24 protein-coding genes are annotated in these 25,981 nt (G+C 65.4%); 7 read left to right on the top strand and 17 right to left on the bottom strand.

The window, feature by feature from the left end:
• Positions 1-7: 7 nt before the first annotated feature.
• The gene (locus ACQR10_RS14640; RefSeq protein WP_316216819.1) at positions 8-1,165 is read left to right on the top strand and encodes an acyl-CoA dehydrogenase family protein; all 1,158 of its coding nucleotides are present in this window, start codon (positions 8-10) and stop codon (positions 1,163-1,165) included.
• A 232-nt stretch (positions 1,166-1,397) separates the two neighbouring features.
• Complete coding sequence (locus ACQR10_RS14635; RefSeq protein WP_316216820.1) at positions 1,398-2,204, top strand: enoyl-CoA hydratase/isomerase family protein; 807 nt, start codon at positions 1,398-1,400, stop codon at positions 2,202-2,204.
• 57 nt (positions 2,205-2,261) lie between these two features.
• Here ACQR10_RS14635 and ACQR10_RS14630 read toward each other — a convergent pair whose 3' ends face one another.
• The 3 genes from ACQR10_RS14630 to ACQR10_RS14620 all read right to left on the bottom strand — a co-directional run bounded on the left by ACQR10_RS14630 (position 2,262) and on the right by ACQR10_RS14620 (position 5,225).
• Positions 2,262-3,032 (bottom strand): hypothetical protein, encoded by a 771-nt coding sequence (locus ACQR10_RS14630; RefSeq protein WP_434911988.1) that lies wholly within the window; start codon positions 3,030-3,032, stop codon positions 2,262-2,264.
• A gap of 68 nt (positions 3,033-3,100) precedes the next feature.
• On the bottom strand, positions 3,101-3,895 hold the full coding sequence (locus tag ACQR10_RS14625) for an enoyl-CoA hydratase (protein ID WP_434907407.1): 795 nt from the start codon (positions 3,893-3,895) through the stop codon (positions 3,101-3,103).
• 145 nt (positions 3,896-4,040) lie between these two features.
• Positions 4,041-5,225 carry an ABC transporter substrate-binding protein gene (locus tag ACQR10_RS14620; RefSeq protein WP_434911997.1) on the bottom strand — a complete coding sequence of 395 codons (1,185 nt, stop codon included), beginning with the start codon at positions 5,223-5,225 and terminating at the stop codon, positions 4,041-4,043.
• A gap of 223 nt (positions 5,226-5,448) precedes the next feature.
• Between ACQR10_RS14620 and ACQR10_RS14615 the strand changes: the two genes are divergently transcribed.
• On the top strand, positions 5,449-6,225 hold the full coding sequence (locus tag ACQR10_RS14615) for a thermonuclease family protein (protein ID WP_434840306.1): 777 nt from the start codon (positions 5,449-5,451) through the stop codon (positions 6,223-6,225).
• Between the two features lie 48 nt (positions 6,226-6,273).
• A complete protein-coding gene (locus ACQR10_RS14610; protein ID WP_315800914.1) occupies positions 6,274-7,740 on the top strand; it encodes a M48 family metalloprotease in 1,467 nt (488 codons plus the stop codon).
• A 354-nt stretch (positions 7,741-8,094) separates the two neighbouring features.
• On the opposite strand, the gene ACQR10_RS14605 is transcribed toward ACQR10_RS14610, so the two are convergent.
• The 5 genes from ACQR10_RS14605 to ACQR10_RS14585 all read right to left on the bottom strand — a co-directional run bounded on the left by ACQR10_RS14605 (position 8,095) and on the right by ACQR10_RS14585 (position 15,080).
• Positions 8,095-8,925, bottom strand: a complete 831-nt coding sequence (locus tag ACQR10_RS14605; protein ID WP_315800572.1) for a CarD family transcriptional regulator — start codon at positions 8,923-8,925, stop codon at positions 8,095-8,097.
• A gap of 499 nt (positions 8,926-9,424) precedes the next feature.
• Positions 9,425-9,763: a ferredoxin FdxA gene (fdxA, locus tag ACQR10_RS14600; RefSeq protein ID WP_035660174.1), complete on the bottom strand. Its 339-nt coding sequence runs from the start codon at positions 9,761-9,763 to the stop codon at positions 9,425-9,427.
• A 113-nt stretch (positions 9,764-9,876) separates the two neighbouring features.
• A complete protein-coding gene (locus ACQR10_RS14595; protein ID WP_315800916.1) occupies positions 9,877-10,134 on the bottom strand; it encodes an RNA-binding S4 domain-containing protein in 258 nt (85 codons plus the stop codon).
• Positions 10,135-10,207: 73 nt separating this feature from the next.
• Positions 10,208-13,765 (bottom strand): helicase-related protein, encoded by a 3,558-nt coding sequence (locus tag ACQR10_RS14590; RefSeq protein WP_434873422.1) that lies wholly within the window; start codon positions 13,763-13,765, stop codon positions 10,208-10,210.
• Positions 13,766-14,303: 538 nt separating this feature from the next.
• Complete coding sequence (locus ACQR10_RS14585; RefSeq protein WP_315800917.1) at positions 14,304-15,080, bottom strand: DUF3108 domain-containing protein; 777 nt, start codon at positions 15,078-15,080, stop codon at positions 14,304-14,306.
• 603 nt (positions 15,081-15,683) lie between these two features.
• On the opposite strand from ACQR10_RS14585, the gene rpmB reads away from it, so the two are divergent.
• Together rpmB and ACQR10_RS14575 are read left to right on the top strand one after the other, a co-directional pair.
• Positions 15,684-15,992: a 50S ribosomal protein L28 gene (gene rpmB / locus ACQR10_RS14580; RefSeq protein WP_172114511.1), complete on the top strand. Its 309-nt coding sequence runs from the start codon at positions 15,684-15,686 to the stop codon at positions 15,990-15,992.
• A 342-nt stretch (positions 15,993-16,334) separates the two neighbouring features.
• Positions 16,335-17,597, top strand: a complete 1,263-nt coding sequence (locus ACQR10_RS14575; protein WP_315800574.1) for a T6SS phospholipase effector Tle1-like catalytic domain-containing protein — start codon at positions 16,335-16,337, stop codon at positions 17,595-17,597.
• Between the two features lie 60 nt (positions 17,598-17,657).
• Here ACQR10_RS14575 and ACQR10_RS14570 read toward each other — a convergent pair whose 3' ends face one another.
• From ACQR10_RS14570 to ACQR10_RS14560, 3 genes are all read right to left on the bottom strand, one after another.
• Positions 17,658-17,906 (bottom strand): hypothetical protein, encoded by a 249-nt coding sequence (locus tag ACQR10_RS14570; protein WP_315800575.1) that lies wholly within the window; start codon positions 17,904-17,906, stop codon positions 17,658-17,660.
• 152 nt (positions 17,907-18,058) lie between these two features.
• Positions 18,059-18,295 carry a transcriptional regulator gene (locus tag ACQR10_RS14565; protein WP_316216829.1) on the bottom strand — a complete coding sequence of 79 codons (237 nt, stop codon included), beginning with the start codon at positions 18,293-18,295 and terminating at the stop codon, positions 18,059-18,061.
• Positions 18,296-18,431: 136 nt separating this feature from the next.
• The gene (locus tag ACQR10_RS14560; protein WP_315715242.1) at positions 18,432-18,638 is read right to left on the bottom strand and encodes a cold-shock protein; all 207 of its coding nucleotides are present in this window, start codon (positions 18,636-18,638) and stop codon (positions 18,432-18,434) included.
• A 458-nt stretch (positions 18,639-19,096) separates the two neighbouring features.
• On the opposite strand from ACQR10_RS14560, the gene rpsU reads away from it, so the two are divergent.
• Entirely contained in the window at positions 19,097-19,420 is a 324-nt protein-coding gene (gene rpsU, locus ACQR10_RS14555; protein ID WP_315800918.1) for a 30S ribosomal protein S21, read from the top strand.
• A gap of 47 nt (positions 19,421-19,467) precedes the next feature.
• Here rpsU and ACQR10_RS14550 read toward each other — a convergent pair whose 3' ends face one another.
• The 6 genes from ACQR10_RS14550 to ACQR10_RS14525 form a co-directional block, all read right to left on the bottom strand.
• Positions 19,468-19,656 carry a hypothetical protein gene (locus tag ACQR10_RS14550; protein ID WP_315800577.1) on the bottom strand — a complete coding sequence of 63 codons (189 nt, stop codon included), beginning with the start codon at positions 19,654-19,656 and terminating at the stop codon, positions 19,468-19,470.
• A 261-nt stretch (positions 19,657-19,917) separates the two neighbouring features.
• Positions 19,918-21,528, bottom strand: a complete 1,611-nt coding sequence (locus ACQR10_RS14545) for an ABC transporter ATP-binding protein (RefSeq protein WP_434863960.1) — start codon at positions 21,526-21,528, stop codon at positions 19,918-19,920.
• Positions 21,529-21,659: 131 nt separating this feature from the next.
• On the bottom strand, positions 21,660-22,499 hold the full coding sequence (locus ACQR10_RS14540) for an ABC transporter permease (RefSeq protein ID WP_434911987.1): 840 nt from the start codon (positions 22,497-22,499) through the stop codon (positions 21,660-21,662).
• Positions 22,496-23,467, bottom strand: coding sequence for an ABC transporter permease (locus tag ACQR10_RS14535; RefSeq protein WP_315800580.1), 972 nt, complete (start codon positions 23,465-23,467; stop codon positions 22,496-22,498). The genes ACQR10_RS14540 and ACQR10_RS14535 overlap by 4 nt, the downstream gene beginning before the upstream one ends.
• An 80-nt stretch (positions 23,468-23,547) precedes the next feature.
• Positions 23,548-25,095 (bottom strand): ABC transporter substrate-binding protein, encoded by a 1,548-nt coding sequence (locus tag ACQR10_RS14530; protein WP_434911986.1) that lies wholly within the window; start codon positions 25,093-25,095, stop codon positions 23,548-23,550.
• A gap of 311 nt (positions 25,096-25,406) precedes the next feature.
• Positions 25,407-25,832, bottom strand: a complete 426-nt coding sequence (locus ACQR10_RS14525) for a hypothetical protein (RefSeq protein ID WP_315800582.1) — start codon at positions 25,830-25,832, stop codon at positions 25,407-25,409.
• Positions 25,833-25,981 lie beyond the last annotated feature (149 nt).

Raw genomic sequence — 25,981 nt, 5'->3', positions numbered from 1 at the left:
TTGCCGCATGACCGCACTTCGTTTCGATCCGATCCGCCTGCCGAGAGAATGCGAGGAGCTGCGCAAGGAGGTGCGCGCCTTCCTCGCTGATGAGATCGCGGCCGGCACCTTCAACCCGTACCAGCCCAAGCGAGAGGATGCCGACGCACGTGAGTTTGCGGCCCGCGTCGGCGCGCGCGGCTGGATCGGCATGACCTGGCCGAAGCAATATGGCGGCCACGAGCGCTCGTTCCTGGAACGCTACGTCGTGACCGAGGAGATGCGGGTCGCCAATGCGCCTGTCAGGCGCTTCTTCGTCGCCGACCGGCAGAGCGGGCCGATCCTGCTGCGCTACGCGCCCGAGCATATCAAGATGGACATCCTGCCGCGCATCTGCCGCGGCGAGCTGTGCTTCGCGATCGGCATGAGCGAGCCGAACTCGGGCTCCGACCTGTTCGCCGCCAAGACGCGCGCGACCAGGACGGACGGCGGCTGGCTGATCAACGGCTCGAAGATCTGGACCACGTCGGCGCACATGGCCGACTACATGATCGCGATCTTCCGCACGTCGCCGGCCACCAAGGAGAACCGTCGTCATGGCCTGACGCAGTTCCTGGTGAACATGAAATCACCGGGAATCAAGGTGAACCCGATTGGGCAGATCACCGGGCAGAAGGAGTTCAACGAGGTCGTCTTTACCGACGCCTTCGTGCCGGACGATCATCAGCTCGGCGAGATCGACGGCGCCTGGAAGCAGGCCACCTCCGAGCTCGCCTATGAGCGCTCGGGGCCCGAGCGTTTCCTCGAAACCTACTATGTGCTGACCGAGCTGGTGCGCGCGGTCGGTCCCAACCCCGACACGCGCAGCGCGGAGGGCATCGGTCGCCTGGTGGCGCAGCTACACACGATGCGGCGGATGTCGGTGTCGGTCGCCGGCATGCTGCAGGCCGGCAAGGAGCCGGTGGTCGAGGCTTCGATCGTCAAGGACGTCGGTACGGTCTGGGAGCAGCAGCTGCCGCATCGCGTCCGCGACCTCGCCGCGTTCGTCGAGGACAACGCAGGAAATCGCGAGACCTTGGAGAGCCAGCTGACCTTCGCGATGCAGACCGCGCCGAAGCTGACCATCCAGGGCGGCACCACCGAGGTGCTACGCGGCATCATCGCGCGCGGGCTGGGGTTGAGGTGATTGTAGGAGCCAATTCGGCTTGCTCGGTGCACCCTCTCCCCTTGTGGGAGAGGGTGCCGGAGATGCGAAGCATCGGAGGCGGGTGAGGGGTCTCCATCCGCACGGCCAACTGCCGAGAGAACCCCTCACCCGGCTCGCCGTCGCTTTCGCGTCGGCGAGCACCCTCTCCCACAAGGGGAGAGGGTGCACCGGCCGTACCGCTGCATTAGGTAACTAATCAGGAGACCCCACCATGACCCACTTCCCTGACATCGGCGTCGAGATCCACGGCCATGTCGGCCTGATCGAGATTCGCCGGCCGCCGCTCAACTTCTTCGACATTTCACTGATCAACCAGATCGCCGATGCGCTGGAAGGCTTCGACCGCGACATCGAGATCCGCGCCTCGGTGCTGGCGGCGCAAGGCAAGGCGTTCTGCGCCGGCGCCAACTTCACCGATCCGGCGCGCCAGGCGCAGGAAGCGGCCGGCGCCAAAGGCGATCCGGCCGACAGCCTCGGGGCGATCAACCATCTCTACATGCAGGCGGTGCGGATCTTCCGCTGCAAGAAGCCGGTGGTCGCCGCGGTGCACGGCGCCGCCATCGGCGGCGGGCTCGGCCTCGCCGTCTCGGCCGACTTCCGCGTCACCTGTCCGGAGGCGCGTTTCTCGGCCAATTTCACCAAGCTCGGCTTCCATCCCGGCTTCGGGCTGACGGTGACGCTGCCGGAACTGGTCGGCAAGAACAACGCCGAGCTGATGTTCTACACCAGCCGCCGGGTCACCGGCGAGGAAGCGCTCAGAATCGGCCTCGCCAATGAATGCGTGCCGCAGGACCAGGTGCGGACGGCCGCGATGAAGCTCGCCGCCGAGATCGCCGAATGCTCGCCGCTCGGCCTGCTGTCGACCCGCGCGACGATGCGCGCCAATCTCGCCGACCGTGTGATGGCGGCAACCGAGCACGAGCTCGCCGAACAGACCCGGCTGCGCGCGACCGAGGATTTCAAGGAAGGCGTCAAGGCCACCGAGGAGCGGCGCTTCGCGAACTTCAAGGGGCGGTGACGAACCGCGAGCTTCGAACGTCGGCATGGCCGGGCTCGTCCCGGCCATGCCGATCGACTAGTTGGCGACCGCCCCCTGCAACGCGAAGGCAACGCCGCCAATTGTGAAACAGCCGCCTGAAACTGCATAGCCACGGGCGCGCGCAGCGTCGGCCACACGCGCAGCATCGGCGACGCGGAACGTCAGGCCGTTCATGAGCTCGCGCTCGCCGGGTTCGACACGAATACCGGCGTTCGGCAATTTCAACTGCTGAACACCATCTCGGGCAGACGGCACCACATCGAGAATGCGCCCCCAATGCCCGGCGAGCGCGGCCGGCTCGGGGCTCTGCAGCACCACTTCGGTCATCGCCTTCGTCACGTCGCTGCGGATCGCGCGCGTCCAATCCGGCCCGGCGGGCGGATAGGCGCCGAGCACATCGTCGCTGCCCTCGGTGTGATTGAGCTCGATGAAGGCCGCGCGGCAGTCGCGGGGATGCAGTTGCACGCCGTGATAGGGCGGATGATCGATCACGTTGGCGGTGCGCACGCCCATCGCATTGGCTCGGGACGCGCGGCCATCGGGATCATCGCAGGCGAAGATCGCCATGTAGCCGCCGCGGCCGCCGGTCTTGTCGAGGAAGCGTCCGGCCGCGGTGTCCTCGCGGGTCGGCGCGATCAACTCGAGCAGGATCGGCCCGACCGGCAGCAGCGCATTCTCCAGCCCGTATTTGCCGACATGCGGGTCGCGATAGCAGATCTCCAGGCCCATGATCGCGGCGATGTCCGAGACGACGGGCTCGAGGCTGCGGGCGACGAGACAGATCTGGCGCAGGTGGAGGTAAGGCATGCGGTCCTCCTCGAGGCTTTACCTGTTCACACAGGCCAGCGGCTTCAGCAGCGTCATTGCGAGCGACGCTACCGCCCCTGGAACAGCGGCGCGCGCTTCTCGACGAAGGCTTTCGCCGCCTCTCTGTGGTCCTCGGTGTCGCTGCAGCGCGAGTGATGCATCGCCTCGGCGTCGAAGCAGGCCTCCAAGGTCATCGTCTCGGCATTGTTGATGTTGCGCTTGATGTAGCCGAGCGTCACGCTCGGCCCCTGCGCCAGCGACATCGCCAGCGCGCGCGTGGCGGCTTCGACCTCGGCGTCGGGCACGACCTTGGTGACCATGCCCAGGGCGAGCGCCTCCTGCGCCGTCAGGACCGGCGAGGTCAGATACAGTTCCCGCGCCTTGGCGCTGCCGAGCAGTTGCGTGAGGAAGTAGGTGCCGCCGAAATCGCCCGACAGCCCGACCTTGGCGAAGGCCGTCGTGATCTTGGCCGACTCGCCGGCCACCCGCAGATCGCAGGCCAGCGCGATCGACAGGCCGGCGCCGGCGGCGGCGCCGTCGATCTGCGCCACCACCGGCTTCTGCATCTGGTGCAGCAGCCGCGACACCTCCATGCGCTCGCGCAGGGTCGTCACCTTGGTCTCGAACGAGGGCGCGGTCTTGGCTTCGGCCATCGCCTTGACGTCGCCGCCGACGCAGAACGTGCCGCCGGCGCCCTTGAGCAGCACGGCGCGCACCTCCGGATCATCGGCCGCGCGATGCGCCGCCTCGACCAGGCCCTTGGTCAGGTCGCTGTTCAGCGCGTTGCGCCGCTCCGGCCGGTTCATCGTGATCGTGAGCAGGCCGGCCTCGACGTGCTGCAGGACGGTGGTGTTGGTGGTCATGGTAGCCGCTCCGCTGTTGCTCGTGATGGTCTCGTCATTCCGGGGCGACGCGCGAGCGTCGAACCCGGAATCCAGAGCTGATTGTCTCACATCGAGATTCCGGGTTCGCGCTCACGCGCGCCCCGGAATGACGGCCGTTCGGCCGTTACTTCTTCACCAGCGGGCAGCGCGACGCTTCCAGCGGCTGGAACGCCTCGTTGCCCGACACGGTCGCGAGCAGCTTGTAGTCGTCGGACTTGGCCTTCGACTCCGACGGCTTCTTGACCTCGAACAGATACATGTCATGCACCATGCGGCCGTCCTCGCGGATACGGCCGCCCTTGGCGAACATGTCGTTGATCGGCGTCGCTTTCATCAGCTTCATCACGGCGTCCGCGTCGGTCGTACCCGCGGCCTTCACGGCCTTCAGATAGTGCGTCACCGAGGAGTAGACGCCGGCCTGGGCCGAGGTCGGCACGCGCTTGGTACGCGCCATGAAGCGCTTGGTGAAGGCGCGTGTATCGTCGTTGAGATCCCAGTAGAACGCTTCCGCGACCAGCAGACCCTGCGCCGTCTCCAGCCCGACGCTGTCGATGTCGGAGACGAAGGCGAGCAGCGGCGACAGCTTCTGTCCGCCCTTGGTGAGGCCGAATTCGGCCGCCTGCTTGATCGCGTTGATGGTGTCGCCGCCGGCATTGGCAAGCCCGATCACCTTGGCCTTGGAGGCCTGCGCCTGCAGCAGGAAGGAGGAGAAGTCCGAGGTGTTGAGCGGATGACGCACGCTGCCGAGCACCTTGCCGCCCGACTTCACCACCACGGCGGTGGTGTCCTTTTCCAGATCCTGGCCGAACGCGTAGTCGGCGGTCAGGAAGAACCAGCTGTCGAGGCCGGACTTCACCGCCGCCAGGCCGGTGACGTTGGCCTGCGCGAAGGTGTCGAACACGTAGTGCACGGTGTAGGGGCCGCAGGCCTCGTTGGAGAGCCTGACAGAGCCGGGACCGTTGAAGATGATGATCTTGTTGCGCGCCTTGGCGATCTCGCCGGCGGCCAGCGCGGTGGCGGAGGCGGCGACATCCCAGATCATCTCGACGCCCTGGTTGTCGAGCATGTCGCGGGCGATGTTGGCGGCGAGATCGGCCTTGTTGAGATGATCGGCGGCGATCACCTCGATCTTGCGGCCCAGTACCTCGCCGCCGAAATCCTCCACCGCCATCTTCGCCGCGGTCTCGCTGCCCGGACCGGTGATGTCGGCGTAGAGGCTCGACATGTCGAGAATGCCGCCGATCTTCAGCGGCGGCTTGCTCTGCGCATGCGCCACGCCTGCGGACAACGTCAGCGCCGACGCCAGCATGAACAACGACGCCGCCGCGCCGCGGATGGTTCTGCTCATTGATATCCTCCCTGCCGGGCACGTCGCTACATGGCGACGGCCTCTTTGATAGTTCTCATCATGGCGCACGCATGCGCATGCGGCAAGCGCTCAGCACGCTCAGCAAAGGCGTCGCCGGTCGCCGCTTTCCGCTCAGTGGAATGGAAATTTCGTGCGATGATGCAGCATGGCGAGAGTGCGCGGAATGCAGAGCGGACGAAGGCTGGTTGCGCTCGGTGCGAGCGTGGCGGTCATCGCAATGACGTCGGCGAGTCACGCCACACCGTGCATGCTCGCGGAGCTCGGCGAAGGCCACGTCAGCGAGATCATCGATGCACGCGGCTTCCGTCTCGATGACGGTCGCGAGGTCAGGCTCGCCGGCATCGAGGTGCCGCCGGAGGAGCAGCGCGCGACGTCGGTGGATGCGCTGGGCGCGCTGCTGCGCGACCGCGACGTCGTGCTCCGCGGTGAGGACGACACCCCCGACCGCTACGGCCGGCAGCGCGCCTTCGTCTTCGTGGCCGGCGCGGACCAGCCGGTGCAAAGCGAGCTGCTGCGGCAGGGCGCCGTGCTGCGCGGGATCGACCTGCCCGACCGGGATTGCGCCCTCAGCCTGGGCGCGGCGGAAGCCGAGGCCCGCAACGCCGGGCGTGGTCTCTGGAAGATTGCGACCGTCATAAAAAACACGGAAAGTCCAGACGATATTTTGTCTCGCGTAGGGCTATTTACGGTTGTCGAAGGGAAGGTGTTGTCCGTACGACAGACGGGGACAACAACTTATCTGAACTTCGCTCGTAACTGGACACGGGGCTTCGCGGTGACTATTCCAAAGCGTATGATGGCGGTATTGGAAGGTGCCGGCATCGACGTCAAATCACTTGCGAATCGGCAGGTTCGCGTGCGCGGTTGGATTGAAGCGCATGCGGGTCCGAGACTGGAACTGACGCAGACCGCCCAGATCGAGATTTTAAGCGGGAATTGACCGCTGAGGTACATGAGTAGCGACGTGAACCTGTCTGTTCGAAAGCGCATGACGGTGATGAACTGCGGTTCGCGGATCGCACCGGCGCTGCTGTGCCTGGGGCTGGCGCTGGCCGGTTGCAGCGACATGGGCAAGTTGCAGCAGGCGACGGCGCCGTTGCCGACGCCGCGGCCGAAGCCGGCGATGGTGCAGACGACGCCGGCAAGCGATCGCGAGCACGAGCGCATTCTTGCAACCTATGGCGGCGCCTATGAGGATCCTCAGCTCGAGGGCCTGATCTCCAAGATCGTCGACCGGCTGGTGGCTGTGTCCGATCGCCCCGACCAGGGCTACAAGGTCACGATCCTGAACTCCGGTGCGGTCAACGCTTTCGCGCTGCCGACCGGCCAGCTCTACGTGACGCGCGGGCTGATTGCGCTCGCCAACGACACCTCCGAATTGTCCTCGGTGCTCAGCCACGAGATGGCACATGTGCTGGCGCGCCATGCTGCGATCCGCGAGGACCAGGCGCGGCAGGCTGCGGTCGTGACCCGCGTCGTCTCCGACATGGGCAACGATCCGGACCTGACGGCGCTGGCGCTCGCCAAGACCAAGCTGACGATGGCGAGCTTCTCGCGCACCCAGGAGTTCGAGGCCGACGGCATCGGCGTCGGCATCTCCGCCAAGGCCAAGTTCGATCCCTACGGCGCGGCGCGCTTCCTGACCTCGATGGAGCGCAACGCAGAGTTGAAGGCCGGCAAGGTCGCGATCGACCCGCGCGCGCAGGACTTCCTGTCGTCGCATCCGGCGACGCCGGAGCGGGTGCAGAACGCCGCCGCCATCGCCAAGCAATACGTCTCCCCCGAGGCCAGGGAGCATGACCGCGAGACCTATTTGGCTGCAGTCGACAACATCGTCTACGGCGAGGACCCGAGCGAGGGCTTCGTGCGCGGACGGCGCTTCCTGCATCCGAAGCTCGGCTTCACCTTCCAGGCGCCGGAGAACTTCACGCTCGACAACACCGCGCAGGCGGTGATCGGCGTACGCGAGGGCGGCGCCCAGGCGATGCGCTTCGACGTGGTGCGCGTGCCGGCCCAGCAGACGCTCGGCGACTATCTGAACTCCGGCTGGATGGAGAACGTCGACAAGTCGGCGACCGAGGAGCTGACGATCAACGGCTTCCCGGCGGCCTCCACGACGGCGAGCGGCGATCCCTGGCAGTTCAAGGTCTATGCGCTGCGCGTCGGCAGCGACGTCTACCGCTTCATCTTCGCCTCGCGGCAGAAGACCACCGAGAGCGAGCGCAATGCGCGGGAGACGGTGAACTCGTTCCGCCGGCTCAGCCTGGAGGAGATCCAGTCGGCGCGGCCTCTGCGCATCAAGGTGATCACCGTGCAGCCCGGCGACACGGTCGAATCGCTGGCGCACCGCATGACCGGCGTCGACCGCCCGGTCGAGCGCTTCCGCGTCCTCAACGGCCTCGACGCCCGCGCCCAGGTCAAGGTCCGCGACCGCGTCAAGATCGTGGTGGAGTGACGGGGCTGCGACGGCTCAGCTCGGCCAGCTTTCCGGAGGACGTCGTTCCGGCTGGGACATAGGAAAAACCGGCTCGCGGCGCCGAATGTATCCTATCATCTTCACGAGACGAGCAAGCGCGCCGACGTCGCAGCCGGAACCGTGACCGACCACGAATTCATCGAGGCGATGTAGAACATCCTGCTCTTCCGCACTGTCGAGGCGAAGCATGGCACGCCCGCTGCGCAGACCCCCCGCAGCTGACGATCCAGGAACCGTAGCAGGACGTCGTCAAGGCGACACGCCCAAACAAAAAGCCCGACCTTGCGGCCGGGCTTTCGTAAGCAACTAATTCGAAAACGCTTGAACGGTCGATCAGGCGGCCTCGTCGGCCACGGCGGTATCGTCGCCGTCGATGTCATCACCCTCGCCTTCCGCATCGCCCTCGGCGACCGCATCGGCTTCGGTCTTGGCGCCGCGGCGCGGGCTCTTGGCGAGCTGCGTCTCGATCTCCTTGACGGCCTCGGTCTCGGTCGAGTGCTGCACGACCGCGATCTCGCGCGACAGCCGGTCGAGCGCGGCTTCATAGAGCTGGCGTTCGCTGTAGGACTGCTCCGGCTGCGACTCCGAGCGATACAGGTCGCGCACGACCTCGGCGATGGCGACGATGTCGCCCGAATTGATCTTCGCTTCGTACTCCTGGGCGCGGCGCGACCACATCGTGCGCTTGACGCGGGCGCGGCCCTTCAGGGTCTCCAGCGCCTTCTTGACCAGCGCCGGGTCGGACAGCTTGCGCATGCCGACATTGGCGACCTTGGCGGTCGGCACGCGCAGCGTCATCTTGTCCTTGATGAAGTTGATGACGAACAGCTCGAGCTTCGCACCCGCGATCTCCTGCTCCTCGATGGCCAGGATCTGGCCGACGCCGTGAGCCGGATAGACGACGAATTCGTTGGTCTTGAAGCCCTGGCGCTGGGTCGGCAGCTTCTTCTCCTCGACGCGCGGCGCGGCCGCGACGGGAGCAGCCGGCTTGGCGGCGACGGCGGGCTTGGCAACAGGGGCAGCAGCCGCAGGAATGGCGGTCTTGGTGGCAGCCTTGGGCGCAGCGGCGGCCTTGGCGGGCGCAGCCTTGGCAACAGAGTCCTTTGCAAGAGTGGTCTTCGCGGCGGATGCTTTCGCGGCAGTCTTGGCAGTCTTTTCAGGCATTGCGCTTCTTTTGTTCTTGGTGGACTTGGCAGCCGAGGCCTTCGCGGCAGCCCGAATCTCCTTTACAGGAGCCCGGGCACGGCCCTTGGAAACGCTGCGGCTGGCCGCGGCGGCTTTTTTTGTACTCTTGGAAGCACTCTTTTTACGCGTTTTCTGTGACACAGCCTGCGCGCGGAACTGCCACGCCCCTGTTTGATGTTGCGGGAACCTAAAAGGGCGGCCAAAAAAAGGTACGCATGGCCGGGTTCGGCTCTGAGAATGTGCTATATATAGCACATTTACCGCAAAAATCAATGATTTAGAGGCCGCAGGGGCGGTATTGTGACGGGTCCACGAAGTTAGGGTTAAGTGAAGCGTGCCGGAATAGAACAACTCATGCGGCGGTTCCCGCTCGCCGCAATCTCGTTCTAGGCCATTGTTTCCGCGTGGCGATTCCAATCAGCCACGGCCAGCGGCAGAATTGCCGGCGCCGCTCTCGCGCCAGCGCAGAGGTGACCCGTCAGTCTCCGGCGCCCGGCTTCGATGAAAAATATTTCTCGAATTTTCCGTCCTCGCCGTCGTGCTCCTTGGCATCCGCCGGCGGGTCCTTCTTCTGCGTGATATTGGGCCAGGACTTGGCATATTCGGCGTTCACACCCAGCCATTTCTCCAGCCCCGGCTCGGTATCCGGCTTGATCGCGTCGGCCGGGCATTCCGGCTCGCACACGCCGCAATCGATGCATTCGTCCGGATGGATCACCAGCATGTTGTCGCCCTCGTAGAAGCAGTCTACCGGGCAGACCTCAACGCAATCGGTGTATTTGCATTTGATACAGTTTTCGGTGACGACGTAAGTCATCCAGGGCTCCGGAACGGATCGACAAATCGGCTGGCTTGGACTAGCGCAGGACGTGGTGTGCCGCAAGTGAAGCGGGGCGAAGAACTGAATTGGAATTGCGCCGGCGCAACCAATCAACTTCGGCCGCGACCTTCGAGGTCGTCGTAGAGCCCGCGCACGGACGCGGCGTCGCCGCGACGCGCGGCAAAGCCGGTCACCTTGAGCACGCGCACGCTGCGATCGAGCGCGATGGTCAGCACATCACCGGTCTTCACCCCATGGCCCGGCGAGGTCTCGCGCACACCATTGACCCGGACATGCCCCGACGACACCAGCGCCGCGGCGCTGGTGCGCGCCTTCACCAGCCGCGCATGCCACAGCCATTTGTCGATGCGCTGGCGCTCTGACGGGGTGTCGGACGTCGGCGTTGTCCTTCCAACCAATCTTGCCAACCGATCTTGCCGCTCAGTCCTTGCGGTTGTTCCCCGCGAGCTGCTCCTTGAGCGCAGCAAGCTTGGCAAACGGCGAATTGGGATCGACCGGACGGTCGCGATCCCGGCCGCCGCCGCTGCTCGATGCGTAGGGCCGCAGCGCCGGGCCGCTGTCGCGCTTGTCGCGGCCGCCCTTGCCGAAGTCGCGGCCACCGCGCCCCTCGCGGTCGCCCCCGAACTTGCCGCCCTTGTTGCGATCCCGGTTCTGGTCGCGCCCCTTGGCATCATGATCGCGGCGCGGCCCGCGATCCTCGCGCGCCGGCGCCGATGCGCCCTCGGCTGGCGCCGCACCCGCCTCCGGCGGGCCCTTGCGGAAGTCCTTGCCGAACTCTTTCATCCGGTCGCGCCGGCCATGGCCGCGGTGATGGCGCTCGCGCGCCTCGCCGCCCTCGGCCGGAGCGGTCCCGGCCGATGCCTGACCGCCGCCGCCCCCCTGCCCGCGCTCATGCTGCGGACGGTTGGGCCGGCCGCGATGATGATGGTCGTGGCGCGGCCTGCGCTCCTCCGACCGCCCGCCCGGCCGCCAGACCTCGACCAGGACGGGCTCGGCAGCAGGCGAGGCCTCGGCGGGAGAAGCCTCGGTGGCGGTCGATCCAGCAGCAGTTTCCGCCGCGGCAGCTTCAGCCGAAGCGTCGCCGATGCTTGTTGCCTCGTTCGCAACGGCCTCCGCGGCTTCTGGCTGCGGCGCATCCGCAGCGACGGCGGTTTCCGCCTCGGCGACGACGCTTTCGGCAGCCGTCTCGGCCATGGAAGCGGCGTCCGCCACATCCGGCGTGACGAAATCGACGGTCGGCAGCGATGCCAGGGCCGATCCCGACGTGGTTTCCGGCTGCTCCTCACCGACCATCGCGGGCACGGCGACGGCCTGCTCGGTCACCGGAGCGACGGCGGCCTCCGCGACGGTGGGAACCTGCTCGTCGGCCGGCTCGCCGGCGACAACTGCGAGGTCCTCGCCCGGCACAGCCTGCGCATCTGCCGGAGCGGCTTCGGCAGCAGCAGCTTCCGCGATGGCAGCAGCCTCGACGGGCTTCTCAATCGGCTTGGGCGGCAGCGGCGGACGCTTCTCCATGCGATAGCCGAGCGCGCGCAGGATGGAGGCGAAGTCCTCGCCGGCCGAGCCGGTGAGCGAGGTCATCGCCTGCGTCACCACGAAGCCGCGGCCGTCGAAGGCGCCGGCCGGCTTCTCGCCCGGCGCATTGTCGCGCCAGGCCAGGGCGGGACGAATCAGGTCCGCCAGCCGCTCCAGGATGTCGACGCGCACGGCGCGCTCGCCGGCCTGCTTATAGCCGAGCACGCGATAGGCATCGCGCGGCAGCGCCTTGTCGACCGGGAACGAGGTACGGCCCGAGCTCGCCAGATGCTGGGCGCCGGTCAGCGCGGACATGTCGACATTGCCCTGCTTCTCGGCCCACAGCAGCGCGGCGAGCGCGCGCGCCGCCGGCTTGAGCAGTGCCGGGACGTAGATGTGATAGGCCCCGAAGCGCACGCCATATTTGCGCAAGGTGGCGCGCGACGGCTGGTCGAGATCCTTCATCTCGGCGGCGATCTTGGCGCGCTCGATGACGCCGAGCGCCTCCACGAGCTGGAACGCGATGCCGCGGCCGATGCCGGTGATGTCCTCGGCCTTGGACAGCTCGAACAGCGGGCCGAGCAGCTTCTCGATATGCGTCTTCAGCCACAGATCGAGCCGCGCCTGGACTTTGTCGCGCGCAGCACCCGTCAGCCGCTCGTCGGCGATGATGCGCAGGCGCGGATGCAGCGCGTCGTCGGCCGCGACCAGCTTGGCGACCGCGTCGCCGGTCCAGCGCATCGTGCCGTCGGCGGTGAGCACGATGTGCTCGTCGGGCGCGCCGGACAGCTTCTCGGCGCGCGCCTCGATCTCGCCGGCCAGCGCCTTCTGGGCAGCAGCCTGCAAGGCCTTGGCCTCCGAGCCGGCTTCGGCGGCGTCGGGCGCGAAGGTGAATCCATCCAGGCGGCCGATCGCGTGCCCTTCAACGATCACTTCGCCGGTCTTGCCGATTTCCGTATTCAAAACACTGTTCTCCCGCAGGCGCCGCATCAATACACTGGTACGACGATCAACGAAACGCTCCGTGAGCCGTTCATGAAGGGCGTCTGACAATTTATTTTCGAGTTCGCGGGTAATCCCCTGCCAATAATCAGGGTCGCGCAGCCAGTCGGGCCGGTTGGCCACGAAGGTCCAGGTGCGAATCTGTGCAATCCGCCCCGACAGCGTATCGATGTCGCCATCGACGCGGTCGGCCTGATCGACCTGGGCCGCGTACCAGGCGTCCGGAATACGCCCCTTCTGCATCAGGAAGCCGAACACGGTGGTCACCAGCTCCGCATGGGCAGCCGGCGACAGCCTGCGATAGTCGGGAATCTGGCAGGTTTCCCAGAGACGCTCGACCGCTTCAGCGCCATGCGCCATGTCGCGCACCTCGGCATCGCGCGCGGCATGATCGAGCACGCGCAGATCCTCCGCGGTCGGCGCGCGCGTCAGCGCGTCATGCCCCGGCGTAATCGCCAGGGAGACCTGGAGCGCGCTCAAGGACGCGAAATCAAGCCTGGAGTTGCGCCATTGCAGCACCTTCACGGTATCGAAGGTGTGGTTCTGGAGCGCATTGACCAGCTCGGGCTCGAACGGCGCACAACGTCCGGTGGTGCCGAACGTGCCGTTACGCGTCGCGCGTCCGGCACGGCCGGCGATCTGGGCAAACTCCGACGGCGTGAGCCGGCGGAACTGATAGCCGTCGTATTTGCGGTCGGATGCGAAGGCGACGTGATCGACGTCGAGATTGAGCCCCATGCCGATCGCATCGGTGGCGACGAGATAGTCGACGTCGCCGTTCTGGAACATCGCCACCTGCGCGTTGCGCGTGCGCGGCGACAGCGATCCCAGCACCACGGCGGCGCCGCCATGCTGGCGGCGGATCAGCTCGGCGATGGCGTACACCTCGTCAGCCGAGAACGCCACGATGGCGGTCCGGCGCGGCTGCCGCGTGATCTTCCGGTCGCCGGCGAATTCGAGCTGCGACAATCGTGGCCGTGTCACCATCGACGCACCGGGCAACAGCCGCTCGATGATGGGGCGCATCGTCGCAGCCCCGAGCAGCAGCGTCTCGTCGCGCCCGCGGCGATTGAGGATGCGGTCGGTGAAGACATGGCCGCGCTCGAGATCGGACGCGATCTGGATCTCGTCGACGGCCAGGAACGACACGTCGAGATCCCTGGGCATCGCCTCGACCGTCGACACCCAATAGCGCGGGTTCTTCGGCTTGATCTTCTCCTCGCCGGTGATCAGCGCGACGGCCTCGCTGCCGACGCGATCGGCGATCTTGTTGTAGACCTCGCGCGCGAGCAGCCGCAGCGGCAGTCCGATGATGCCGGAGGAATGCGCGAGCATGCGCTCGATCGCCAGATGCGTCTTGCCGGTGTTGGTGGGGCCGAGCACGGCGGTGACGCCGCTTCCGGGAGCACGGTCGGACGTGCGCTCGAAAGGCGAGGCAGCCGAAGAGGACGAAAAAGCCATTCGTTAAATGTGGGTCTCGAAGCCGGCGTTGGAAGCGCGTCGTTCACGCGCGACGGATGCGGAATTGTCGTGTGTCTGGAGAGGCTGAGATGCTGACCCCTGTCTCACATTGTGACGCATATAGTGCCGCAGCTTAAGCTTCGGAACGCCTTGAGAACGAATCGCGAAGGAATCGCTGACTCTGTCGGCTTTCAGGCTTCGTTCACCGCAACATCTCGCGCTCTGCGATCAAGCCAGCACTAGATCAAGTTTTCGCGGGCTCCACAAGCAACGCTTTCGCGATGGAACTGGCGCGCATTTCAGGGCGTCCCGAGTCGAATCAGAATCAGGGAAGAGTCAAACGGATTCACGCGCAGCAGACAGCATCCATACGGGGACCGGCAAATCGGAGGTCAACGCGGAATCTCCATCGCATTCAAGCGAGAGCGGACGGCATGCCGCCAGACCTTCACGCCACGGCCGCTGTTGCGGCTCAGCCGCTGACGGGGCCGTGCCACAGCGACGAGATTCGGATGTGGAGGAGCAGCGATACGAGGCGCTACTGGGTCTTGGCGACGTGCGGCGCCGCCTGGGTGATGAACGACGTCGCCTCCAGCATCGCGGTCCCCAGCGGGGTCGGGATCACCATCTTGAACGGCACCAGCACGCGGGTGCCGGCGATCGGCACGAAGAAGATCTCCATGTTGCGGGCCTGAGCCAGATATTTGATGACCGGCCGGTCCGGGATGTAGCCCGCGACCGGCGTGAAGTAGATCGCGCAGACCAGCGCCGGACCGCGATAGCCCTTGTCAGCCTTGACGTTCTCCATGCGCTTGTAGTCGAGCTTGAGCTCGTAGCGCATGCGGCCGTCGAACACGGGCGCAGCGCCGCGGCAGGAGTCCGGCGACAGCAGTTCGCCATTGCCCGGCACCCGCACCAGAGAGGCCGTCATCGGATCGAGCACGCCGCGCTTGTGGGCATCCGTCACCGGAATGCGGTCGGGATCGACTGGAGGCGCCGGCTCGATGGCGAAGTCCTTCACGGTGCCGTTCTGCAGATTGATGCGGATCTGCTCCGATTTCTTTCCCGTGGAGGTCGAGGCCTGGTAGCTCTGGCCGACCAGGGCGCCGTTGACGACGCGTCCCTGCACCGAGCCCGTGCCTGATCCTTGCGAGAAGCTCTTGAGCAGGCCGGCGGTGCCGCCCTGAGCCGCAGCACCATACTGATCATCCCCGATCTCGACCGCCCAGGTGCCCTTGCCGACGGGGATGCCGGCCAGGGAAGCCTCGTATTGAGCGTCCAACCGAGCCTGCGCCTGGGCGCCTTGCGCCAGCAACAACAGGCAGAGCGCTGCCCCGGCCGCGGCCAGGCGGCCCGAGAGAAATGAGGGAACCGAGATGATGGTCACGTGACGAATGATCCTGCCGATCCGCCTGCCTGAGCGCCGGACCGATCCGACGCGCCGTCCTTGCTACTTAAGCCAAAAACGCCTTCAAACAACGCGAACCGTCCGACAATGGCGGTTTGTCCAGCGCTTTGCGCCTGAACAGCACTCAGAACCGTCGTCCGCAGCGCTGCCGGAACCGAGCCGCGAACCTCCGACCGCGCCAGCATGCCGCCATTCCGTTCGCGGGATATCCATCCATCACGTCCGAATGCGCCCTTTATATGGTCTAAACTGCCGGCTATACTATTGATTACACGCCTGCTTTTCTGCTGGTCGGCGATTTCGGCCCGACCAGGAGGAGGCATGGGTCGCGTCCTCCGGGTTCGCCGGCCCGGTTCCCTGTATTTGCTGCGGCCTTCAAAACCTTGACGAAAAGCCGCATCCCCCCTATAGGACCGCATCTCCCAGAGACGAGCTGGACGAGTTTTGGACCCCCGCGGCCCGCCGACATAGGCGGACGAAGGGTGCGGGGATGAGAGAGGATTTATTGCCATGTCGCGGCGCTGTGAACTGACGGCCAAGGGTCCCCAGGTTGGCCACAAGGTCAGCCACTCCAACATCAAGACCAAGCGGCGCTTCCTGCCGAACCTGTGCAACGTGACCTTCATCTCGGATGCACTCGGCCGCAACGTGCGCCTGCGCGTTTCGACCAACGCGCTCAAGAGCGTCGACCACAATGGCGGCCTCGACGCCTATCTGCTCAAGGCCAACGCCGCGACCCTGTCGCCGCGCGCGCTGGAGCTGAAGCGCGCCATCGAGAAGAAGGCGGCGGACGCTGCCCCGGTCGCGAAGGCGAGCTGAGAGAGCCAACCGAAATTCAAGATTGATGCAGAAGCCGGACGCGTCACGAGCGGGGCTTCGAGCTGAACGAGATGTCGAAACGGCCGGGTCGAGAGATCCGGCCGTTTTGCTTGCGGATGCCGTGATCAACTGACAACTCTGGACAAGGCAGCCGGCGCGGGGCGGCAGGACAGGTCGGGTGACCATCCGTTCGTACAACGGCGCCCAGCAGTCACTCCGCCATGTCGGCCGCGCCGCGCGCAACAGCGACCCAGACGAAGTGCCATAGGGAACCGACCTCCCCAACACCAGCCGGATGCTCTACACTCGTTGCGGTAGCATTATTGCGGACATTCCTTTGCCATGAAGAATATTGTCATCTGCTGCGACGGCACCGGCAACGAGATCAGCGAGAACATCTCGAACGTACTCAAGCTCTATCGCTGCCTGCGCAAGACCGACAAGACGACACCGCATCAGGCCGTATTCTACGATCCCGGCGTCGGCACGCTGACCCAGCCCGACACCTGGCACCGCTTCAAGGCCAATTTCAACATGGTGCTGGGGCTCGCGACCGGCTACGGCCTCGACGACAACGTCATCAACGCCTACTCCTTCCTGGCCACGCATTACGAGGACGGCGACCGCATCTTTCTGTTCGGCTTCTCGCGGGGCGCCTACACCGTGCGCGTGCTGGCCGGGCTGATCCACAAGATCGGGCTGATCTCGCCGGGTCAGATCAATCTCGTCGGCCCGGGCGTGATCGCCTACAAGAAGTACTCCTCGGACAATCCGAAGGCCGGGCGCGGCATCACCAAGGAGCTCGAGAGCACCGAGGAGGACGGGCCGATCCCGGAGAGCCGCGACGACCACGCCGCGCAGTTCGCGCGGATCACCTCGGCGCGCTGGCCGACAATCCATTTCGTCGGCGTGTGGGACACGGTGGCGAGCGTGATCGTGCCTCGCACCGACCGGCTGTTCGCGCTGCCGAGCCTCGAGGAGCTCGCCTTCACGATCGAGAACCCGAGCGTGAAGATCTTCCGCCAGGCTGCGGCGATCGACGAGCGCCGCTGCATGTTCCGGCTGAAGCCGTGGGGCATGCCGCAGACCTTCACGCCGAACCGCTTCAACAAGGCGCAGGCGCGACCGCAGGACGCCAAACAGGTGTGGTTCGCCGGCGTGCATTCCGACGTCGGCGGCGGCTATCCCGAGGTCCGGTCGGCGGCTTCGAAATATCCGCTGCTGTGGATGATCGACGAGGCGGTCGAGGCCGGGCTGACGGTCAATCCGCGCACGGTGAATCAGCTCGCCTGGGGCGTGCAGCGCAAGAACAGTCCGTTCTCCTATGTGGCGCCGAGCGTCCAGGGACCGCTGCACGATTCGATGACAGCGGCCTGGCGGGTGCTCGAATGGCTGCCGAAGAGCGCGACGTACAAGGAATGGCCGGAACGCAAGGCGCATTTCGGCTTCTACATTCCGAATGGCGAACCGCGCTTCATCCCCGACGGCGCCTTCGTTCATGAGAGCGTGCTGATGCGGATCGCGGAATCGAAGGACTATCGCCCCGTCAACCTGCCCGCGTCCTATGAGCGCATTCCGCTTCCGGTCAAACAGAAGGCGGAGTAGCAGCAACAGCGCGTTGCGCGTCGAGCACGGCCTTCGGAGGCCCGCGTGTGGCGGATCGCCTCAGATCATGCGCAGATGGATGACGCCGTCGGTCACCTCGCCACGGGCAAACTGCTCGCGCGCCATCTGCTCGAACGCCGTGCGGTTCCGTTGCAGATAGGCGAACGCCTGGTTGCGCGTGCAGAAGCAGGTCTCGAGATGACAGACCTGCCGTGTGGCGCCGATTGCGAGCGCGAATGCGATCGTCTGGGCTCCACGCTGCGTCTCATCCTTGGCAATGCGAACGTCTGTAGCGGTCGGCTTGGCCACGTCAGCCTCCTCGGTACGAAGGTCGGGTCTGTACGCGGGACACGGTTGGGGCGTAGTAATCAGGCATGGATCGCCCGTCTGTTCGAGCACCGGCAACGAAGTTCCGATAATTCCACCGGGCACCCGACGCCGGAAGGCGCGATGAAGCAGCCCTAGCGAGCGACCTTCTTGCGCCGCTTCGGCGCAGGCGCCGCCTCAGAACCCGCTTGCGCAGCTTCCGCTTCCTTGGCGAGCCGCAACACGCGCAGCCGCTCCATGTTCTTGCGGACCGCGATGGCGCGCTGATCCCATTCGGCGCGCGCCTTCGCCCCGTCCTCGGCGGCGACGCGCTGGCGCTCCGACCGCGCAATGCTTTCCGGGGAGCGTTCTGACATCTTCTTGGTAGCCATCGACTGATCCTTCCGGAGATGCGGGTTACCGTCGGAACGCGGAAAGCCCGCTCAATACAGGATCGAGCGGGCAAACCAGCCATTTCAGTACATCCGTGAAATGGCCTAAGACGTCAGAGACGTCTGATCAGTACGGTCAGACCAGCGCGAGATTTTCTGCGCTGGTTTTACCGCGCATCTTGTCCGTCTTGACCTCAAAACTGACTTTCTGGCCCTCAGCCAGACCGGCGAGACCAGCGCGTTCAACCGCGCTGATGTGAACGAACACGTCGTTCCCGCCATCCTGCGGCTGAATGAAACCAAAGCCCTTCTGGCCATTGAACCACTTAACGGTACCCTGCATGTCTATCTCCAAATCATTCATCGCGCGACCATCACGCGATCTCATTCAACTGAGCGATGACTTTTGGAAATAGCCCACAGGCACATTCAGAAAGGCACAGCGGCTAATCGAACTACCTCAAGGTAGAGATTTTCTGAGGAATTACAAGGCCGCGCGGCAAATATAGTTTGCCGAGGGCCGGAACCGTTGAGTCGGCTCGCGCTGGCAATATCAGCAGATTGCCCTTATCTTCACAGCACCATCGGTAACGGCCTGGCCATCGATGGCTGAGAGACACTCGTGCTCCCGCCTTCCGACGAAGGGGATCACCGTGTCTCGCACGCATCGTGCCTCATCACATTGTGAGCAACACGTTTCATTGGTGCCGCTCAGCTGAGCGCGCCGCTCTCCCCGCCGCAGCGCCGATCGGCTTCGCCAACCGAATTTCATCGATAGAGATGAAGACAAGGAGGACACTTTTGCAGGTTCTTGTTCGTGACAACGACGTCGAGAAGGCGTTGCGCATCCTGAAGCGGAAGATGCAGCGCGAAGGCGTATTCCGCGAGATGAAGCGCCGTAGATCCTACGAGAAGCCATCGGAGCGCAAGACGCGCGAGAAATCCGATGCGATCAGGCGCCAACGCAAAGTCGCGCGCAAGCAGGCCATCCGCGAAGGCTTGCTGCCGGCGCCGGTCAAGAAGGTGCCTGCGGCGCGGCCGGGCGCGCTCCCCTCAACGACCTCGACGCGCACCGATCGTGAACGGCCGCAGGGCCAGCTCACCGCTACGCCTCCGCGCAGCTGAGCGAGCGACGGCATGCCCGCCGAAATCGACGGGACGAGGCTGGCGGTTCACGCCAGCTTCTTCGGCTGCTTGCCGGCGCTGTCAGCCGCTTCACGCGCCAAGCGCTCGGCCTTCAGCCGCTCGCGGTTCTGATCGAACGCGGCCTGTGCCTTTTCATAATCGCTTCTCGTCGGCTCGGCCGGCTTGAAGGCTTTTTGAGCCTCGCGCACGGCGGCCGTTGGCTTGCGCTCCGACATGATGAGAGTCCTCGTTGGGATGGTGAACGCCGCTGCGACATCCTGTCGAGACTGACGCTTCATGGGCACGGTTCAATGACAGCCTCGGGTAGAGGGAGCACGAGCCCGCTGTCTTGGCGCGGACCAGCTAGGGCGACCACCCTGCGGCCTCATCGGGGTCCAATGCTATTATAATCCAAATACGCCGAAGATGTTGCAAGTAATTGAACCCGGCCCGGCACGATGCGCCATGGTTCCGACCGGCGGTCGGTTTACGCACAATCACGCCATTCCGTGCTTGCGGCCGGGAACGGCAGCGAGCAGCTCGCGAGTATAGGCGTGTTCGGGATTGGCGAACAGCGCGGCGGTCGGCTTCAGCTCGACGATCTCGCCCTTCTGCATGACGGCGATCCGATCGCAGATCTGCGCGGCCACCCGCAGGTCATGCGTGATGAACAGCATCGACAGACCAAGGCGCGCCTTCAAATCTTCCAGCAGCCGCAGCACCTGCGCCTGGACGGACACGTCGAGCGCCGACACCGCTTCGTCCGCGACGATGATCTCCGGATCGAGCGCGAGCGCGCGCGCGATGCCGATGCGCTGACGCTGGCCGCCGGAGAATTCGTGCGGATAGCGGCCGATCGCGCCCGCGTCGAGCCCGACCATGCCGAGCAGCTCCTGAGCGCGCTTCAGCGCGGCATCGAGCGGCGTGCCGCGCGCGACCATGCCGTCGGCGATGATGCGGCCGACCTTGCGGCGCGGGTTGAGCGAGGCGAACGGATCCTGGAAGATCATTTGGATGCGATGACGCTGCGCACGCAAGGCACCGCCCTCCAGCGCCGTGAGATCGACGTCGCCGATCCGCACCGTGCCGCGATCGGCCTCGATCAGCCGCATCACGAGACGCGCGACGGACGACTTTCCCGAGCCGGACTCGCCGACGAGGCCGAGCGTCTCGCCCTGATGGATCGCGAAATTGACCGCATGCGCAGCGCGCGTCTCGCGCTTCGGGCGGAACCAGCCGGTCGGCGTCACATAGGTCTTGTCGAGGCCGATCACGTCGATCGCCTTCGGAACGTCCTCGCGGGATTGCCGCGGCGGCGGATCGAAAGAGGGCACCGCGGCGAGCAGCGCCTTGGTGTAGTCGTGCTGCGGATTGCCCAGCACGGACTCGGCCGCGCCTTCCTCCACCACCTTGCCATGGCGCAACACGACCACCTGGTCGGCGATGTCGGCGACGACGCCGAAATCATGGGTGATGAACATCACCGCCATGTTGTGGCTGGCCTGGAGGCTACGGATCAGCTTGAGGATCTGCGCCTGGGTCGTCACGTCGAGCGCGGTGGTCGGCTCGTCAGCGACCAGCACCGCCGGCTCGAGCGCCAGCGCCATTGCGATCATCGCGCGCTGGCGTTGGCCGCCGGAGAGCTGATGCGGATAGGCGCGGATGATCCGCTCGGGATCGGGCAGCCCGACCTCGCGCACCAGCGCCAGCGCCTTGGCGCGGCGCTCGCGGGGGCTCAGCAGATCATGCGCCTCGAACACCTCCATCAGTTGGTCACCGATGCGCATCAAGGGATTGAGCGCGGTCATCGGCTCCTGGAACACCATGGCGATGCGGCGACCGCGCAGATCCCGCCAGCCGTCCTCATCGACGGCAAGCAGGTCGTGCCCTTCGAAGCGGATCTCGCCGCTCTCGACGTTCACCGTATCGGGCAGCAGCCCGAGCAGCGCGTGCGCGCACATCGACTTGCCCGAGCCGGATTCGCCGACCACGCAGACGATCCTGCCGGCGGTGAGATCGAACGAGACGCCGTCGACCGCGTGGGTGCGCTCGGCGCCTTTGGGCAAGGCGATGCGCAGGTTCCTGATGGCAACGACAGAGTCAGCCATGGCTCACCGCCACAGCGTCGTAGGGTGGGCAAAGCGAAGCGTGCCCACCATCGGCAGATGAGGTAGAAAAATCGGTGGGCACGGCGCGGTGCGCCTTTGCCCACCCTGCGGACTCATGGTCGATCATGGCCTCACCTGCCCTCGCGCGACAGGCGCGGGTTGAGGGCATCGTTCAGGCCCTCGCCGATCAAATTGAGGCCGAGCACCGACAGCAGGATCGCGACGCCGGGAAACACCGTGATCCACCACGCTTGGCGAATGACAGTGCGGCCGGCGCCGACCATGTAGCCCCAGGAGATCAGGTTGGGATCGCCGAGCCCGAGGAACGACAGCGAGGATTCCAGCAGGATCGCGGTCGCGACCATCAGCGAGGCCAGCACGATGACAGGCGACAGCGCGTTGGGCAGGATCTCGCGCCAGATGATCCAGGCATTGCTCTGGCCGGTGACGACCGCAGCCTGGACATATTCGCGGGTGCGCAGGCTCAGCACCTCGCCGCGGACGAGACGCGCCACCGGTGGCCAGCTGACGAGGCCGATCGCGGCGACGATCGAATAGATCGAGGGCTGCAGGATCGCCACCAGCACGATCGCGAGCGCAAAGCTCGGGATGGTCTGGAAGAACTCGGTGAAGCGCATCAGCGCGTCGTCGACACGGCCGCCGAAATAGCCGGCGATGGCGCCGAGCGGCACGCCGACGATCAGCGCCACCAGCGTCGAGACCAGCCCGACCAGCAGTGAGACGCGAGTCCCGAAGATCAGGCCGGCCAGCACGTCGCGCCCGAGCGCGTCGGTGCCGAGCGGGACCCTGGACAGCGTGAACGGCGGAACGAACGGCCGCTGCACCATGCGCCACGGCGAGTTCGGAAAGTAGAGCGGTCCGGCGACCGCGATCACGATCGCGAGCACGAGAATGATCAGCCCGATGACGCCGCTCGGGCTGCGCAGCATGGTGCGCCAGAACTGCCTCATGAGGCGTACTCGATGCGCGGATCGACAAGACGGTAGACGAGGTCGGTGACGAGGTTGAAGATCAGCACCATGGCCGAGGACACCACGAACACGCCGAGCAGGAGATTGTAGTCGCGCTGGATCAGCGCGTCGTACATCAGCCGGCCGATGCCCGGCCATGCGAACACCGTCTCCGTCAAGACCGCGCCGCCGACCAGCGTGCCGGCATGAACGCCGGCCAGGGTCACCACCGGCAGCAGCGCGTTGCGCAGCACGTGGCGGCGCAGGATGACGCCGTCGCGCAGCCCCTTGGCGCGCGCGGTCTTGACGAAATCGAGCCGCTTGACCTCGAGCATGGAAGCGCGGGTCATGCGGGTGTAGGTCGCCATGAAGAACAGCCCGAGCGTCGCGGCGGGCATCGCGAGGTGCGCGGCGACGTCGAGCGCGTGGCGGACTCCCGTATAGCCGGCACCGATCGTCTCATAGCCGAAGCTCGGCAGCCAATCGACCCAGACCGAGAACAGCAGGATCGCGATCAGCGCGATCCAGAACAGCGGCGTTGCGTAGAAGATCAGCGCGAGCACCGTGATCGCGGTGTCGAGGATGGTGCCGGCGAAGCGCGCGGCGAGCACACCGAACAGGATGCCGAGACCGAGCGAGATCGCGAACGCCGTCAGCGTCAGCAGCAGCGTCGCCGGCAGCCGCTCGGCGATCAGCCTGGCGACCGGCGCCTGCTGGCGGAACGAGAAGCCGAGATCGAGGCTGGCGATGCCCTTGACGTAGATCAGCAGCTGCTCCGGCAGCGGACGGTCGAGGCCGAACTTCTCGCGCAACTGCGCCACGAAGATCTGGTCGGAGGCGCCGGCCTCGCCGGCCATGACCACGGCCGGATCGCCCGGCGCCAGCCGGATCAGGAAGAAATTCAGCACGATGATGGCGAGAAGGACGATGATGCCTTTCACGACGCGCTGAGCGATGAAGGAGAGCATGAAAGGTCCGTGAAGGTCAGCTCGGGAGGACAGCGAAGCACCGGAGCGCGGGGATCATGGCCGCGCCCCGGAGTGCACCGCTATTTGTCGAGCCAAGCGTCGCGGAAGCCGTCGTTGACGCCGATGCCGGTGGTGATCAGGTTCTTCACCTTGCACTTGGTGATGGTCGGGAACTGGAGCTCGAGCAGCCAGGCCACCGGCACGTCCTCGGCCAGGATCTTCTGCACCTTGTCATAGGCCTCCTTGCGCTTGGCGTCGGTCGGCGCCGTCGCGCCCTCGGCGAACAGCTTGTCCACTTCCGGATTGGAATAGCCTTCGACATTGTTGAACAACTGGCCCTTGGCGATCGCCGAGGTGATGTAGTTGCGGGACACGCCGAGCGCGGGATCGCCGTACTGATAGAGATAGGTGAAGGCGATGTCGTAGTCCCATTCCATGATCTTCTGGTTGCCACCGGGCACGTCGGTCGCGATCGTCTCGATGTTCATGCCGACATCCTGCAGGTTCTGCTTCACCGCCTCGCCCCAGCGCTGCCAGGTCTCGCCATAGGCGAGCGGCAGCATGCGGATCTTCTCACCTTTGTAGCCGGCCTCCTTCAAGAGCGCCTTGGCCTTGGCCGGATCATACGGATATTTCGGCACGTCATCGGTGTAGAACTTGATCGTCGAGGCCGACGGGCCGGTCGCCACCTTGCCGAGGCCGTTCCAGATCACGTCCTTGGCGAAGTCGCGATCGATGGCATACATGATCGCCTGGCGTACCTTCTTGTTGGCAAGGATCGGGTTGCGGTTGTTGAGCCACATCCAGGCCAGCGGCGAGAAAAACTCCCAGCCGGCACCGGTGACGCAGGCGCCCGGCAGCTTGGAGACGCGCGGCACGTCGAAATTCTCGATCGAGCCGCCCGGCAGCACATCGACCTTGCCGGTCTCGAAGGCCACCGCGCGCGCCGCCGCGTCGGGAATGATCTGCCAGTAGACCTCGTCGAGATAGGGCTTGCCCTTCTCGTGGTAGTTGGGATTTTTCACCATCCGGATGAAGGAGCCCTTCTGCCATTCCTTGAACATGAAGGGACCGGTGCCGATCGGCGCGTTGTTGTTCGGATTGGTCTTGTAGTCGGTGCCTTCATACAGGTGCTTCGGCACCATCGGCATCGAGCCGACCTCGAAAATACCGATGAAGGGACCGAACGGCTCCTTCAGCGTGAACACCACCGTGAGATCGTCCGGCGCCTCGACCTTCTCGACGATTGCGAGGTTGTTGCGGGCGCGCGCATGCGTCTGCTTCAGCATCTCGATCGAGAACAGCACGTCGGCCGACGTGAACGGCTTGCCGTCGTGCCAGGTCACGCCAGGCTTGAGCTTGAAGGTGTAGACCTTGGCATCCGGGCTGATCGTCCAACTTTCGGCGAGGCCGGGCAGCGGCTCGAGCTTGGGGCTGTAGCGCAGCAGGCCCTCAAAGATGTTGCCGGCGACCATCTGCGTCGGGCCGTTCTGGACCATCGCCAGCATCAGGCCCGGCGGCTCGGGCTGAATGACGGCATTGACCACGCCGCCGACCTTCGGCTCCTCCGCTTGCGCCGCGGACAGTCCGCAGCCAATGACCACACCCAGCAGCACCCGTTTCAACATGATGAACTTCCCAAATGTCCTTGCCGCCTGCAATGCATCAAGCGCGCCAACGCGCGCGGAATCGCCATGCGGCGTTTTGATGCTGCGCTTGCTCTGGGCGCATGGACGCCGGCTTTGTCGCGACCCCGCGCCGAAATGCAGCCTGATCATTTGCCGGATCACCGGCCGGCAAGTTGGCTCGCCGACGGTGCCGTCGCTGCTCAGTATCAGCTAGTTCCGCAGAGCAGAACTCAACGAGGAGCCTATGCGCCACCTGTTCGCCGCAAGATGAAACTCGCGACAGCGTCAGCCCAAAAATTGAACAGGGAAAATCAGCGCCGCAGACGCGCGATCGCGCCGGCAACGATCTGCATGATCACGCCGATGATCCAGCCGACCATGATCAGCGACGTCCAGACGATGTGCGGATCTTCGCGCAGGATGATGATGGCAACGGCGAAGAACGCCGTGAGGGTTGCGAGGAAGGTCCCGACGGCGCTCAGAAATTCGGCCGTGTCGATCTTCGTCTCCGTCGGCGAGTTCTCGTCATGAGGATGAAAAGGCAGTTGCGGCGTGTCGATGCCGAGATAGAAGCCCAGCGCCCCAGACAGCATCATCACGATCAGGAAGCCCTGCGTGGTCAGCAACGGAACGCTGGAGCCGACATGGGCCCCGACGAAGACGCCGCAGGCGGCGCCTGCCAGAGCCAGACCCGAGCGTTCGAGGATATGGGCAAACTTCCTGACGCGAAACCGCATGACCTGCCCCCAGATGTCAGACCCGCCACGCGCATGCAGCGGATTCGACGCCTGGATCCGTCCTAACGGCAAGACCGTCACCCAAACGTCAAATCTGAAGCTGCACTCGCGCGAAAATTTTAGCTACATTTCTTTTGACGCCAGCATTG

Origin of the sequence: Bradyrhizobium sp. HKCCYLRH2060, from assembly GCF_051168135.1 — a bacterium.
GTDB lineage: Bacteria > Pseudomonadota > Alphaproteobacteria > Rhizobiales > Xanthobacteraceae > Bradyrhizobium.
The sequence above is the reverse complement of the archived record's forward strand: the minus strand, read 5'-3'. Positions and strand labels throughout refer to the sequence as shown.